This window comes from Pseudomonas sp. HLS-6 TE3448 (assembly GCF_053629555.1).
In genome coordinates this window covers 1097827-1112789 of sequence record NZ_JBRJIO010000001.1, presented here as the reverse complement: position 1 = coordinate 1112789, position 14963 = coordinate 1097827, and the positions used below count along the sequence as shown (strand labels likewise).

At 59.7% G+C, this 14963-nt stretch carries 11 protein-coding genes and 1 pseudogene; 10 read left to right on the top strand and 2 right to left on the bottom strand.

Annotated features, from left to right (window positions below):
- Positions 1-3 precede the first annotated feature (3 nt).
- Entirely contained in the window at positions 4-1371 is a 1368-nt protein-coding gene (locus AB7M23_RS05205) for a CYTH domain-containing protein (protein ID WP_065760064.1), read from the bottom strand.
- Positions 1372-1498: 127 nt separating this feature from the next.
- Between AB7M23_RS05205 and argE the strand changes: the two genes are divergently transcribed.
- Both argE and argA read left to right on the top strand, forming a co-directional pair.
- A complete protein-coding gene (gene argE / locus AB7M23_RS05200) occupies positions 1499-2656 on the top strand; it encodes an acetylornithine deacetylase (RefSeq protein ID WP_102052481.1) in 1158 nt (385 codons plus the stop codon).
- Between the two features lie 114 nt (positions 2657-2770).
- Positions 2771-4069: an amino-acid N-acetyltransferase gene (gene argA / locus AB7M23_RS05195; protein WP_065760066.1), complete on the top strand. Its 1299-nt coding sequence runs from the start codon at positions 2771-2773 to the stop codon at positions 4067-4069.
- Positions 4070-4170: 101 nt separating this feature from the next.
- Here argA and AB7M23_RS05190 read toward each other — a convergent pair whose 3' ends face one another.
- On the bottom strand, positions 4171-5547 hold the full coding sequence (locus AB7M23_RS05190) for a glutamine synthetase family protein (protein ID WP_454240346.1): 1377 nt from the start codon (positions 5545-5547) through the stop codon (positions 4171-4173).
- A gap of 277 nt (positions 5548-5824) precedes the next feature.
- Here AB7M23_RS05190 and AB7M23_RS05185 point away from each other — a divergent pair, with 277 nt between their 5' ends.
- The 8 genes and pseudogenes from AB7M23_RS05185 to AB7M23_RS05150 all read left to right on the top strand — a co-directional run bounded on the left by AB7M23_RS05185 (position 5825) and on the right by AB7M23_RS05150 (position 14958).
- Positions 5825-6601 carry a gamma-glutamyl-gamma-aminobutyrate hydrolase family protein gene (locus AB7M23_RS05185; RefSeq protein ID WP_065760068.1) on the top strand — a complete coding sequence of 259 codons (777 nt, stop codon included), beginning with the start codon at positions 5825-5827 and terminating at the stop codon, positions 6599-6601.
- A gap of 39 nt (positions 6602-6640) precedes the next feature.
- Positions 6641-7999, top strand: coding sequence for a glutamine synthetase family protein (locus tag AB7M23_RS05180; RefSeq protein ID WP_065760069.1), 1359 nt, complete (start codon positions 6641-6643; stop codon positions 7997-7999).
- A 47-nt stretch (positions 8000-8046) separates the two neighbouring features.
- Positions 8047-9408 carry an aspartate aminotransferase family protein gene (locus tag AB7M23_RS05175; RefSeq protein WP_065760070.1) on the top strand — a complete coding sequence of 454 codons (1362 nt, stop codon included), beginning with the start codon at positions 8047-8049 and terminating at the stop codon, positions 9406-9408.
- A gap of 138 nt (positions 9409-9546) precedes the next feature.
- A pseudogene (locus tag AB7M23_RS05170) lies at positions 9547-10676 on the top strand (polyamine ABC transporter substrate-binding protein).
- A 174-nt stretch (positions 10677-10850) separates the two neighbouring features.
- A complete protein-coding gene (locus AB7M23_RS05165) occupies positions 10851-11945 on the top strand; it encodes a polyamine ABC transporter substrate-binding protein (RefSeq protein ID WP_102052479.1) in 1095 nt (364 codons plus the stop codon).
- Positions 11946-12005: 60 nt separating this feature from the next.
- A complete protein-coding gene (gene potA / locus AB7M23_RS05160; RefSeq protein WP_065760073.1) occupies positions 12006-13148 on the top strand; it encodes a polyamine ABC transporter ATP-binding protein in 1143 nt (380 codons plus the stop codon).
- Entirely contained in the window at positions 13145-14065 is a 921-nt protein-coding gene (locus AB7M23_RS05155; protein WP_454240345.1) for an ABC transporter permease subunit, read from the top strand. The genes potA and AB7M23_RS05155 overlap by 4 nt, the downstream gene beginning before the upstream one ends.
- Positions 14062-14958, top strand: coding sequence for an ABC transporter permease subunit (locus AB7M23_RS05150; RefSeq protein WP_330522420.1), 897 nt, complete (start codon positions 14062-14064; stop codon positions 14956-14958). Before AB7M23_RS05155 ends, AB7M23_RS05150 begins: the two co-directional genes overlap by 4 nt.
- The last annotated feature ends 5 nt before the right edge of the window (positions 14959-14963 follow it).

Sequence of the window (14963 nt, the reverse complement as noted above, 5' to 3'; positions counted from 1 at the left end):
GGCTTACTTGCGCAGCAGGTATTTCCAGGCACGGCTTTGGAACACGGCAATGGCCTGTTGTACCCGGGCATCCAGAGCTTCGTCGTTGATGGGCTGATGGGCCAGGTGTTGCAGCTTGTTCAGCTCGCCGTACAGGCGGTCGACTTCCGGCACCTCAAGCACGTTGCGGGCGTGATGCAGCCAGGCCAACAGGCGTTCGATGCGTGGCAGTTGCTCGGCCAGGTCTTCAGGCTGCTGCTGGTAGCGCGGCAGTTGCAGGGCCTGGGCTTCCTCGGCCAGCAGGTGGGTCAGCCAGTTACCCAGTTGCGCGGCGCCCTGGCGGTTGCCACGGTTGTTGCGCTCGACTGTCCAGGCACGGGCCAGCAGCCAGCGCGAGGTGTCCAGGGAGAACTGGCCCCAGCGGGTTTCCAGCAGCTCTTCAGCGAACTGTTCCGGTGCGGCACGACGGACGTCCTCGTCCTCCAGGCCGGCCTGTACCAGCGGCTTCCAGTCTTCCAGCAGGGCGTCGAGGCTGTTGCGCAGCTCGCGGGTGCTGGCGCGTGGCGCAGCCTGGCCCAGGCTGCTGGCCAGGGCACGCAGTTCGGTCAGGTTCTCGACCCAGTCCTGCAGCAGGCGCCAGTGGCCATTGAAGCGGTACTGCTCGGCCAGTCGCTGGCTGCTGCCCAGCAACTGCCAGCCCAGTGCGGCGAAGGCGTCGTCCAGGGTCATTTCGGCGTTCAGTTCCGCCGCGGGCAGGCTCAGGTCATAGCTGGCCGGGTCGAGCAGGCGGTAGCCGCGCTCGGCCTTGCTGATATCACAGGGCATCATCGGCAGGCTGGCGGCGAGTTCAGCGGCCAGCTCCAGCAGTGCTTCGGCGGGGCCTTCACGCAGTTCCAGTTCCAGTTCGCAGATCTCTTCGTGCTGCTTGCCGACGATGACCTTGCCCAGGTCCAGGGCCGCTTCGATCACGACCTTGGCCTTGCCACGGCCCCAGGCAATTTCCGCGTATTCGCGGGTGAAGTCGGTGCTGAACAGTGGCTTGATGGTTTTCTTGTCGACCTCGGCCAGTTGTTCTGGCCAGCACTGTGCGTCGAGTTTCTTCAGGTCCAGCTTGGTTTTTTCCAGGTGCCATTCGTATTCATGGCGCTCGGACAGGCCGGCAACGCTTTGACCACGGGTCTTGAGGGTCTGGATGATGACCTCGCCATCGCGGCGCAAACGCAGGGCGACCTTGGCCGCAGCCAGGTCGCGCTCAGGCGTGTCGAAGTACTGGTTGAGCAGCTCGCGCTGCTGCCAGCCGGACTTGTTGCGCTTCTTCAGCAATGGGTGTTCGCGCAGGGCCGCGAGGGTGTCGCGGCTGACCCGCAGTTTGATTTCGGTTTCTTTATGCATTGCTGGGCAATCCGGCGTCGGATGACAGGGGGCGTCTTGGCCGTGCAGTGTACAGGAGTCGGCCGCAGACGGTTTATTCCAGATGCCCGATGGCCCTATGATGAGGTCCGACCCGAGGAGAATCCGCATGCCGTTGCCGCCGCTCAAAGACCAGTTTGCCGCGCTGATTGCCGCACCCTCGGTCAGTTGCACTCAAGCCGCGCTGGATCAATCCAACCGTGCGGTGATCGACTTGCTCGCCGGTTGGCTGGGCGACCTCGGTTTCGCCTGCGAGATCCAGCAGGTGAACCCCGGCAAATTCAACCTGCTGGCCAGCTATGGCAGCGGCCCGGGCGGGCTGGTGCTGGCCGGGCACAGCGACACCGTGCCGTTCGACCCGCAATTGTGGCAGACCGACCCGCTGAAGCTGACCGAGGTGGACGGGCGCTGGGTGGGCCTGGGTAGCTGTGACATGAAAGGCTTCTTTGCATTGATCATCGAAGCGGTGCGCACCCTGCTTGATCAACCGTTCAAGCAACCCCTGCTGATTCTCGCGACCTGCGACGAGGAAAGCTCGATGGCGGGGGCCCGGGCGTTGGCGGCAGCGGGGCGGCCATTGGGGCGCGCGGCGGTGATTGGTGAACCCACCGGGCTGCGGCCGATCCGCCTGCACAAAGGCGTGATGATGGAACGCATCGATATTCTCGGGCGCAGTGGCCATTCGTCGGATCCGCGCCTGGGCCATAGTGCTCTGGAAGCGATGCATGAGGCGATGGGGGAATTGATGGGCCTGCGTCGGCAATGGCAGCGCGAGTTCAACAATGCGCAGTTCAGTGTCCCCCAGCCGACCCTGAACTTTGGCTGCATTCATGGTGGCGACAACCCCAATCGCATCTGTGGCCAATGTGCTCTGGAGTTCGACCTGCGGCCGTTGCCCGGCATGGACCCGGAAGCGTTGCGTGCCGCCATTCGCGGCAAGCTTCAGCCGTTGGCCGAGCGTCATCAGGTGCGTATCGACTATGCGCCATTGTTTCCGGAGGTGCCGCCGTTTGAGCAGGCGGCTGATGCCGAACTGGTGCGTCTGGCCGAACGTCTTACCGGGCATAGCGCTGAAGCAGTAGCCTTTGGCACCGAAGCGCCTTATCTTCAGCGCCTGGGGTGCGAGACCCTGGTGCTTGGCCCAGGCGACATCGCCTGTGCGCATCAGCCGGGTGAGTACCTCGAAATGTCACGCTTGCAGCCTACCGTGCGTCTATTGCGTGAGTTGATCGAACATTATTGCCTCAGCCCGGCTGTTGCCCGCTGAGTTCGACTGTATTTTTTCAAGGAGAGTACGCGTGACGCCAAGCCTGTTCCGACGATAACCCTTCGAGCGCTGTGTGTTGTTCCGCCTTTGTTCAATTTTTTACAGGCTCTGGTTATGCACGATTACGTCAACTGGCTGCGTCACGCTTCGCCTTACATCAACGCCCACCGGGACTGCACGTTTGTCGTCATGCTCCCTGGCGATGGGGTTGAACACCCTAATTTTGGCAACATTGTCCACGACCTGGTGCTGCTGCACAGCCTGGGTGTGCGCCTGGTACTGGTGCACGGTTCGCGCCCACAGATCGAGAGCCGCCTGGCGGCACGTGGCCTCACGCCGCATTACCACCGTGGCATGCGCATCACTGATGCCGCGACCCTGGAATGCGTGATCGATGCCGTCGGCCACCTGCGGATTGCCATCGAAGCGCGGCTGTCGATGGACATGGCGGCCTCGCCGATGCAGGGCTCGCGCCTGCGGGTGGCGGCCGGCAACCTGGTGACTGCAAGGCCGATTGGAGTAGTTGAAGGCATCGACTATCACCACACTGGCGAAGTGCGCCGGGTTGACCGCAAGGGTATCAACCGGCTGCTCGACGAGCGTTCGATCGTGTTGCTTTCACCACTGGGTTACTCGCCCACCGGCGAAATTTTCAACCTGGCCTGCGAAGACGTGGCGACCCGCGCCGCCATAGACCTGGGCGCCGATAAATTGCTGTTGTTCGGTGCCGAGCGTGGCTTGATCGACGAGAACGGCAACCTGGTGCGTGAGCTTCGCCCGCAGCAGGTACCGGCGCATCTGCAACGGCTGGGCAGCGATTATCAGGGCGAGTTGCTGGATGCGGCTGCCGAGGCATGCCGTGGCGGCGTAGCGCGCAGCCATATCGTCAGTTATGCCGAAGACGGTGCCTTGCTGACGGAGCTGTTCACCCGTGACGGTGGCGGTACGCTGGTTGCCCAGGAGCAGTTCGAGAAGGTCCGCGAGGCGGCCATCGAGGATGTCGGTGGCTTGCTCGAGCTGATCAGCCCGTTGGAGGAGCAGGGGATTCTGGTGCGTCGTTCGCGCGAGGTGCTGGAGCGTGAGATCGAGCAATTCAGTGTGGTTGAACGCGAGGGCATGATCATCGCCTGTGCTGCGCTTTACCCGATTGCCGATTCCGATGCGGGTGAATTGGCATGCCTGGCGGTCAACCCCGAGTACCGCCATGGGGGGCGCGGTGATGAACTGCTCGAGCGCATCGAGACGCGCGCGCGGGCAATGGGCCTGAAGACCCTGTTCGTATTGACGACCCGTACTGCGCACTGGTTCCGTGAGCGCGGGTTCTCCCCAAGTGGCGTCGAACGCCTACCGGCGGCGCGGGCGTCACTGTACAACTTCCAGCGTAATTCGAAGATCTTCGAGAAAGCCCTCTGAGGTTATCGCCGGTAGAGCCGGCGATAACGAGACAGCAGGCGCATAAAAAAACGCCGTCGACCCAGCGGGCCGACGGCGTTTTTCAGTGCAGCGCAAACCGTTTACACGGTGTGCAGGTACCAGTTGTACTCGAGGTCGGAGATCGAGTGTTCGAACTCTTCCAGCTCACTTTCCTTGCACGCGACAAAGATGTCGATGTACTTCGGATCGATGTACTTGGCCATGATCTCGCTGTCGTCCAGCTCGCGCAGGGCATCGCGCAGGTTGTTCGGCAGGCTCTGCTCGTTCTGCTCGTAGGAGTTGCCTTCCACCGGCGCACCGGGCTCGACCTTGTTGGTCAGGCCATGGTGTACGCCCGCCAGGACGGCCGCCATCAGCAGGTACGGGTTGGCATCGGCACCGGCAACGCGGTGTTCGAGGCGCACGGCGTCGGAGCTGCCGGTTGGTACGCGCAGCGCCACGGTACGGTTGTCCAGGCCCCAGCTCGGCGAGTTCGGTACGTAGAACTGTGCACCGAAACGGCGGTACGAGTTGACGTTCGGGCAGAGGAACGCCATCGACGCGGGTAGGGTCTCGAGCACACCGCCGATCGCGTGACGCAGTGCGGCGTTCTGCTCGGGATCCTCACTGGCGAAGATGTTCTTACCATCTTTATCCAGTATGGAAATATGGACGTGCAGACCGTTACCCGCCTGGCCTGGGTAAGGCTTGGCCATGAAGGTGGTGTCCATCTCATGGTCGTAGGCGATGTTCTTGATCAGTCGCTTGAGCAGTACCGCATAGTCACAGGCCTTGAGCGGGTCTGGGACGTGGTGCAGGTTCACTTCGAACTGTGCCGGGGCGCTTTCCTTGACGATGGCGTCGGCAGGGATGCCCTGTTCCTTGGCCCCTTCGAGGATGTCCTGAAGGCAGTCGACATACTCGTCGAGGTCGTCGATCAGGTAAACCTGAGTCGAAATCGGACGCTTGCCGGAGATTGGCGAGCGCGGCGGTTGTGGACGGCCGTTCACGTTCTCCTGGTCGATCAGGTAGAACTCAAGCTCGAAGGCGGCGCAGATGGTCAGGCCCAGTTCATCGAATTTGGTCACGACCTGACGCAGGACTTCCCGAGGGTCGGCGAAGAACGGCTCACCTTCCAGCTCGTGCATGGTCATCAGCAGCTGCGCGGTAGGGCGCTTCTGCCAGGGTTCGTTGGAGAGAGAGCCCGGGATCGGATAGCAGATCCGGTCGGCGTCGCCGATATCCAGGCCCAGGCCGGTGCTTTCCACCGTCGAGCCGTTGATGTCCAGGGCAAAGAGTGAGGCCGGCAGGTTGATGCCTTTCTCGTAAACCTTGTGGAGGCTGGTGCGTTCGATGCGTTTGCCACGCACCACACCATTCATATCCGCAATCAGAAGGTCGACGTACAGAACCTCAGGATGTTCCTTAAGGAACGCGTTCGCTTCGTTAAGCTGAACGGCACGCGGGGGTACCGACATGATGCAACACCTTTGTTGTTAAATATATCAATCAATGGGGGCTTGCAGCTCCAGTCAATCCGAAAGCCACCCTTAAGTCAAGCTGACCCAATGATGCCCTAAAACGGCGCCTCAGCGGCACTTTTGCTGCAATTGAGGGCGCCGATAGCCCGTCCATCGGGTAAACAGGGGTGATGCTGAGCAGGCCGTGTTCTATTTTTTACGGGGGTGTTGTGTAAAAAAATGAACAAGGCTAAGCTCGAACGTAACCCATAACAGCAATAATACCGGGGGTTACATGTCTCGCATGCCGATAATCGGCGTGACCGCCTGCACCAAGCAGATCGGTCTGCATGCTTTCCACATCAGTGGCGACAAGTACGTGCGCGCAGTTGCGCTGGCAGCCAAAGGCTTGCCATTGATTCTGCCGTCGCTGGCGGAACTGCTCGACCCGGCTGAAATAATTGACGGCCTGGACGGGCTGCTCTTTACCGGCTCCCCCTCAAATATAGAACCTCATCACTACCAAGGGCCGGCCGATGGCCCGGGCACCCCTCACGATCCTCAGCGTGATCACACCACGCTGCCGTTGTTGCGTGCTGCGGTTGCTGCTGGCGTACCCGTACTGGGCATCTGCCGTGGCTTCCAGGAACTGAATGTGGCGTTCGGTGGCAGCCTGCACCAGAAGGTTCATGAAACCGGAACCTTCATGGATCACCGTGAACCTTCAAACGAACCGGTCGAAGTCCAGTATGCCCCAAGCCATACCCTGTGGGTTCAACCTGGCGGTGTACTGGCCGGTTTGGGCCTGGCATCCGAGATACAGGTCAACTCTATCCATGGTCAGGGCATCGCACGTTTGGCTCCAGGCCTGCGTATCGAGGCTGTGGCCCCAGACGGTTTGATTGAAGCGATATCAATTGAAGGTAGCACGGCTTTTGCTTTGGGGGTGCAATGGCACCCCGAATGGCACGTGATGTCCAATCCGGACTATCTGGCCATTTTCAAGGCGTTTGGCGATGCCTGCCGAAAGCGGGCCAGTCAGCGTGATGCCAATTCATCGCACCGCGCCTGACGCCACCTTAATAGAAGCAGGTTACCTTCAGAGGTGTTTATGAGTACCAATCTCGATCAGCTCACCGATTGGTTGAAAGAGCACAAGATCACTGAAGTCGAGTGTTTGATCAGCGATCTCACCGGGATTACCCGCGGCAAGATCTCGCCTACCAACAAGTTCATTGCCGAGAAAGGCATGCGCTTGCCCGAGAGTGTCCTGCTGCAGACGGTCACCGGCGATTACGTCGATGACGACATTTATTACGAACTGCTCGACCCTGCCGACATCGACATGATCTGCCGCCCCGACGAGAACGCAGTGTTTCTTGTCCCGTGGGCCATCGAGCCTACTGCGCAGGTGATTCACGACACCTATGACAAGTTTGGCAGCCCGGTCGAACTGTCACCGCGTAACGTCCTGAAGAAGGTGCTCAAGCTGTATGCCGACAAAGGTTGGCAGCCGATCGTCGCGCCAGAGATGGAGTTCTACCTGACCAAGCGTTGCGAAGACCCGGACTTCCCGTTACAGCCACCGGTCGGTCGCTCCGGTCGCCCGGAAACCGGTCGCCAGTCGTTTTCCATCGAAGCAGCCAACGAATTCGACCCGCTGTTCGAGGACGTCTACGACTGGTGCGAACTGCAGAACCTGGACCTCGATACGCTGATCCACGAGGACGGCACGGCACAGATGGAGATCAACTTCCGTCATGGTGACGCGCTGTCCCTGGCCGACCAGATCCTGGTGTTCAAACGCACCATGCGTGAAGCCGCGCTCAAGCATAACGTCGCCGCCACGTTCATGGCCAAGCCGATGACGGGCGAGCCAGGCAGCGCGATGCACCTGCACCAGAGTGTGGTGGACGTGCAGACCGGGAAGAACATCTTCTCCAATGACGACGGCAGCATGAGCGACCTGTTCCTCTACCACATCGGTGGTCTGCAGAAGTTCATTCCCGAGCTGTTGCCGCTGTTCGCGCCCAACGTCAACTCGTTCCGGCGTTTCCTGCCTGATACCTCGGCACCGGTGAACGTCGAGTGGGGCGAGGAAAACCGTACTGTCGGTTTGCGGGTTCCTGATGCCAGCCCGCAGCATCGTCGCGTCGAGAACCGTCTGCCGGGCGCCGACGCCAACCCGTACCTGGCAATCGCTGCCAGCCTGCTGTGTGGCTACATCGGCATGGTGGAGCGCATCAACGCCAGTGCGCCGGTGCAGGGGCGCGGCTATGAGCGACGCAACCTGCGCCTGCCTTTGACCATCGAGGATGCGCTGGAGCGGATGGAAAACTGTAAGGCCCTGGAGAAGTACCTGGGCAAGAAATTCATCACAGGCTACGTGGCGACCAAGCGCGCCGAGCATGAAAACTTCAAACGCGTAATCAGCTCTTGGGAACGAGAGTTCCTGCTGTTCGCGGTCTGATCAACCCGGGGCCGCAGGAGCGCGGCCGCCAGCAATTGGAGAAGCACATGAGCGTCAAGAACCCGCAAACCCGTGAATGGCAAGCCTTGAGCGGCGAGCACCACTTGGCCCCTTTCAGCGACTATAAACAGTTGAAGGAGAAAGGCCCGCGCATTATTACCAAGGCCAAGGGTGTGTATTTGTGGGACAGCGAGGGCAACAAGATCCTCGATGGCATGGCCGGGCTTTGGTGCGTGGCGGTTGGCTACGGTCGTGAAGAGCTGGTGAAAGCGGCCAGCGACCAGATGCGTGAGCTGCCTTACTACAACCTGTTCTTCCAGACTGCTCACCCACCGGCACTGGAGTTGGCCAAAGCCATTTCCGCGGTTGCTCCGAAGGGAATGAGCCATGTGTTCTTCACCGGTTCCGGCTCCGAGGGTAACGACACCGTACTGCGTATGGTGCGCCATTACTGGGCGCTCAAAGGCAAGCCGCAGAAGAAGGTGATCATCGGCCGCGTAAACGGCTACCACGGTTCGACTGTCGCGGGCGCCAGCCTGGGTGGCATGGCCTTCATGCACGAGCAGGGCGACCTGCCGATTCCGGGCATCGTGCACATTCCGCAACCTTACTGGTTCGGTGAGGGCGGCGACATGACCCCGGACGAGTTTGGCGTCTGGGCGGCCGAGCAGTTGGAGAAAAAGATTCTCGAAGTGGGTGAGGACAACGTTGCGGCGTTCATTGCCGAGCCGATTCAAGGGGCCGGTGGTGTGATCATTCCGCCAGAAACCTACTGGCCCAAGGTCAAGGAAATCCTCGCCAAGTACGAGATTCTTTTCGTTGCCGACGAAGTGATCTGTGGCTTTGGTCGCACCGGTGAGTGGTTCGGTTCCGATTATTACGACCTCAAACCTGACCTGATGACCATCGCCAAGGGCCTGACCTCCGGTTATATCCCCATGGGCGGCGTTATCGTGCGTGACGAAGTGGCCCGCGTGGTCACTGAAGGCGGCGACTTCAACCACGGCTTCACCTACTCAGGCCACCCGGTGGCGGCTGCAGTAGGCCTGGAAAACCTGCGCATCCTGCGTGACGAGAAGGTCATCACGCACGTTCATGAGGAAACGGCACCGTATTTGCAAAAGCGTCTACGCGAGCTAAACGATCACCCGCTGGTGGGTGAAGTTCGTGGCTTGGGGATGCTGGGTGCGATCGAACTGGTCAAGGACAAAACGACCCGTGCGCGCTATGAAGGCAAAGGCGTGGGCATGATCTGCCGGCAGTTCTGCTTCGACAACGGGCTGATCATGCGCGCTGTAGGCGACACCATGATCATTGCTCCGCCGTTGGTGATCACGCGTGAAGAGATCGATGAGCTGGTGGAAAAGGCACGTAAATGCCTGGACCTGACCTATGAGGCGATCCAGTAAGCCTGCTGCTAGGCTAGCGTTGTGACATTAAGGGGGTTCAGGGTTGCTCTTTCCTTGAAAGAGCGCCTTGTACCTTGCCAGACTAGCGGCTGTTTCAGTCGCCTAGTGCCTGCGCCGAAGGTCCCGGTTGCTGAACAGATGGTCAATAAAAATTCTGGAGCATTACGCATGAAGAAATTGGGCAAGACGCTGTTGGCAATGTCCCTGATGGGGGCAATGGCCAGTGCTGTTCAGGCAGAAGACAAGACGCTGCACGTGTACAACTGGTCTGACTACATTGCAGCAGACACCATCGCCAAGTTCGAAAAGCAGTCGGGCATCAAGGTGGTCTACGACGTTTTCGACAGTAACGAAACGCTGGAAGCCAAGTTGCTGGCCGGTATAAATCCGGTTACGACGTGGTCGTACCTTCGAACAACTTCCTGGCCAAGCAGATCAAGGCCGGGGTTTACCAGGAACTGGACAAGTCCAAGCTGCCGAACTGGAAGAACCTCGATGCTGATCTGCTCAATGCCGTTGGCAATGCCAGCGACAAGGGCAACGCGCACGCCTTCCCTTACATGTGGGGCACGATCGGCATCGGCTACAACCCGGAGAAGGTCAAGGCTGCGCTGGGCGTCGACAAGATCGACTCCTGGGACGTGGTGCTCAAGCCGGAGAACATCGCCAAGCTCAAGAGCTGCGGCGTGAGCTTCCTCGATTCGCCGACCGAGATGATTCCGGTGGCGCTGCACTACCTCGGCTACCCGACCGATTCCCAGGACAAGAAGCAGTTGGCTGAAGCCGAAGCGCTGTTCCTGAAAATCCGTCCTTCGATCGCTTACTTCCACTCCTCCAAGTACATCTCGGACCTTGCCAACGGCAACATCTGTGTCGCCGTGGGTTACTCGGGTGACCTGGAGCAGTCCAAGGCGCGTGCTCATGAAGCTGGCGACAAGGTCAAGATCAGCTACGCCATTCCGAAAGAAGGCGCGGGCAGCTTCTATGACATGGTCGCGATTCCAAAGGATGCCGAGAACCTCGACGCAGCCTATCAGTTCATGAACTTCCTGATGCAGCCGGAAATCATGGCCGAGATCACCAACGCCGTACGCTTCCCGAACGGCAACAAAGCGGCAACGCCGCTGGTGGACAAGGACATCTCTGGCGATCCGAGCATTTACCCGTCGGATGAAGTGAAGGCCAAGCTGTATGCAATCAGCGACCTGCCGCCGGCTACCCAGCGGATCCTGACGCGCAGCTGGACCAAGATCAAGTCGGGCAAGTAAGCCTGATTTGACCCGCTGAGCGCTGCCCGGAAGCTCTAGAGCAGCGCTCTCGCGGGAGGTGAGGGCAAATTTTTTTTGCCGGTTGGGTGTATCGAAGGTAAGTTGCGCGCCGGTTTGGTTATCCGGCAGAGCATTCTGTCGTTTAGCTCGGGCACTATTGAGAGGACCTTCCACTTGTCTATTTCTGTATTTCGCAAGGCCTTGATGGCTGGAGCGGGTCTGACGCTGGCGATCAGCGTCCAAGCGGCGCCCACGGTGCACATTTACAACTGGTCGGACTATATCGGCCAGACCACGCTGGCAGATTTTGAGAAAGAAACCGGTATCAAGCCGTTGTATGACGTGTTTGATTCCAATGAAACCCTGGAAGGCAAACTACTGGCCGGTCGTTCCGGCTATGACGTGGTCGTGCCGTCCAACCATTTCCTCGGCAAGCAGATCAAGGCGGGTGCGTTCCAGAAACTCGACAAATCGCTGCTGCCGAACTGGCAGAACCTCGATCCTGCGCTGCTCAAGCGCCTGAACAAGAACGACCCGGGCAACCAGTACGCGGTGCCTTACCTGTGGGGCACTAACGGCATTGGTTACAACGTCGACAAGGTCAAGGCCGTACTGGGTACCGACAAGATCGACTCGTGGGCCATGCTGTTCGAGCCGGAAAACATCAAGAAGCTGTCCGCGTGCGGTGTCGCGTTCCTCGACTCCCCGGACGAGATGCTCCCTGCAGTGCTCAATTACATGGGCCTGGACCCCAACAGTACCAACCCGGCCGACTATAAAAAGGCCGAGGCCAAGCTGATGGCGGTACGCCCTTACGTGACCTATTTCCACTCGTCCAAGTACATCTCGGACCTGGCCAACGGCGACATCTGTGTGGCCGCTGGCTTCTCCGGCGATGTATTCCAGGCCAAGTCCCGCGCTGAAGAGGCGGGCAAGGGTGTGCAGGTGGCGTATGCAATTCCCAAGGAGGGCGGCAACCTCTGGTTTGACATGCTGGCGATTCCCAAGGACGCCGGCAATCTCAAAGAGGCGCACGCTTTCATCAACTATTTGCTCAAGCCTGAGGTTATTGCCCAGGTCAGCGATTACGTCGGTTATGCCAACCCGAATCCAAAGGCTGGCGATCTGATGGACCAGAGCGTTAGGACCGACGCAGCGGTTTATCCACCGCAAGAGGTGCTGGACAAGTTGTACGTCAATGCTGAGTTGCCACCCAAGGTGCAACGTTTGATGACCCGTAGCTGGACCAAGGTCAAGTCGGGCAAATGAGTATCCAGGGCCCGTCACGGCAGGGGCGGGCTGCAAAAATTCTTGTTGGGAGTTTCACACATGGCTGTTGCCTCCGGTGCCTATAAAAAAGCCCTCGATGGCGGCCAGCAACCTAAACAGGTGCTGGTGAAGATCGATCGGGTTACAAAAAAGTTCGACGAAACGGTCGCCGTGGACGATGTGTCCCTGGAAATCCGCAAGGGCGAGATCTTCGCCCTGCTGGGTGGCTCCGGCTCGGGTAAATCCACATTGCTGCGGATGTTGGCCGGTTTCGAGCGTCCGACCGAAGGCCGCATCTTCCTCGATGGTGTCGACATCACCGATATGCCGCCTTATGAACGGCCGATCAACATGATGTTCCAGTCCTATGCGCTGTTCCCGCACATGACCGTTGCGCAGAACATCGCGTTCGGCCTGAAGCAGGACCGCATGCCGGCTGCCGAGATCGACGCCCGTGTGGCCGAGATGCTCAAGCTGGTGCACATGACCCAGTATGCCAAGCGCAAGCCGCACCAGCTTTCCGGCGGTCAGCGTCAACGTGTGGCCCTGGCCCGCTCCTTGGCCAAACGGCCAAAACTGCTGTTGCTCGACGAGCCAATGGGCGCACTGGACAAGAAGTTGCGTTCGCAGATGCAACTGGAACTGGTACAGATCATCGAGCGCGTGGGGGTGACCTGCGTGATGGTGACCCACGACCAGGAAGAGGCCATGACCATGGCCGAGCGCATTGCGATCATGCACCTGGGCTGGATCGCCCAGATCGGTAGCCCGATCGACGTCTACGAGACCCCGACCAGCCGCCTGGTCTGTGAGTTCATCGGCAACGTCAACCTGTTCGAAGGCGAAGTGGTGGACGATGCCGAAAGCTATGCCCTGATCTCCAGCCCCGAGCTTGAGCGCGGCATCTACGTTGGCCACGGCGTCACTACCTCGGTGGAAGACAAGCACATCACCTATGCGCTGCGCCCAGAGAAGCTGCTGGTAACCACCGAGCAACCGTCATGTGAGCACAACTGGTCGCGCGGCAAGGTTCACGATATTGCCTACCTGGGTGGCCATTCGGTGTTCTACGTCGAGTTGCCGAGCGGCAAGGTGGTGCAGTCGTTCGTTGCCAACGCCGAACGCCAGGGAACCCGGCCGACCTGGGGTGACCAGGTCTATGTGTGCTGGGAAGATGACTCCGGTGTGGTATTGCGCTCATGAAAATTCGAAAACTGAAGCGCGCTTTCCAGCGCCTGGTTCCCGAGGGGCGTCACCTGGTCATTGGTGCGCCATTCCTGTGGCTTTTCCTGTTCTTCATGCTGCCGTTCTTCATCGTTCTGAAGATCAGCTTTGCCGAAGCGGACGTCGCTATTCCGCCGTACACCGAGATCTACACCTTCGTCGAGCAGAAACTCGAACTGGTGCTGAACCTCGGCAACTACGCCATGTTGACCGACGACGAGCTGTACCTGTCGGCCTACCTGGGCTCGTTGAAGATGGCTTTCATCAGCACGCTGCTGTGCTTGTTGATTGGCTTTCCGATGGCCTACGCCATCGCCAATGCGCGCAAGGAAACCCAGACGGTCCTGCTGCTGTTGATCATGATGCCGACCTGGACCGCGATCCTGATTCGGGTCTATGCCTGGATGGGCATCCTCAGCAACAACGGCCTGCTTAATGGCTTCTTGATGACCATGGGCTTTATCGACGAGCCGTTGCAGATCCTCAACACCAACCTGGCGGTTTACATCGGTGTGGTGTACTCGTACCTGCCGTTCATGATCCTGCCGCTGTATGCCAACCTGGTGAAGCACGACTCAAGCCTGCTGGAGGCCGCTTCCGACCTGGGTTCCAGCACCTTCAACAGCTTCTGGAAAATCACCGTGCCGCTGTCCAAGAACGGGATTGTCGCCGGCTGCATGCTGGTGTTCATTCCGGTGGTGGGTGAGTTCGTTATCCCGGAACTGCTCGGCGGCCCGGAAACCCTGATGATCGGTAAAGTGCTGTGGCAAGAGTTCTTCAACAACCGTGACTGGCCAGTGGCTTCGGCACTGGCGGTAGTGATGCTGGCGATCCTGATCGTACCGATCCTGCTCTTCAACCGTAGTCAGGCCAAAGAGATGGAGGGTCGGGCATGAAGCGTTTCAGTTTCTCCAAGCTGATGCTGGTAGTGGGCTTGCTGTTCATCTACCTGCCGATGCTGATCCTGGTGATCTACTCGTTCAACGCCTCCAAGCTGGTGACGGTCTGGGGCGGCTGGTCGGTGAAGTGGTACGTTGGCCTGCTCGACAACAGCCAGTTGATGGGCTCGGTGGCGCGCTCGCTGGAAATCGCCTGCTACACCGCGATTGCCGCCGTCGTCCTCGGTACCCTGGCGGCCTTCGTGCTGACACGGGTAACCCGCTTCAAGGGCCGTACCCTGTTTGGTGGCCTGGTCACTGCGCCGTTGGTCATGCCTGAGGTGATTACCGGCCTGTCGCTGCTGCTGCTGTTCGTGGCAATGGCACAGATGATCGGCTGGCCGCAGGAGCGCGGTATCCTCACCATCTGGATTGCGCACACCACCTTTTGCTCTGCCTATGTAGCGGTGGTGGTGTCGGCACGCCTGCGCGAGCTGGACCTGTCCATCGAAGAGGCTGCAATGGACCTGGGTGCGCGGCCATGGAAGGTGTTCTTCCTGATCACCATTCCGATGATCGCGCCTTCGCTGGCAGCGGGCGGCATGATGTCCTTTGCCCTGTCGCTGGACGACCTGGTATTGGCCAGCTTCGTCTCCGGCCCGGGCTCGACCACCCTGCCGATGGAGGTTTTCTCGGCTGTGCGTCTGGGCGTGAAGCCGGAAATCAACGCGGTGGCCAGCTTGATTCTGCTGTCGGTGTCGTTCGTGACCTTCCTGGTCTGGTACTTCAGCCGTCGGGCCGAAGAGCGCCGCCGTCGGGCTATCCAGCAAGCCATCGAGGAAAGTGCAGCCGACTCCTGGAAGCAGCCGGACGTGCGTCGCGCGCCGGCACCTGCTGCCGTTTCGGTGTAAGTGCA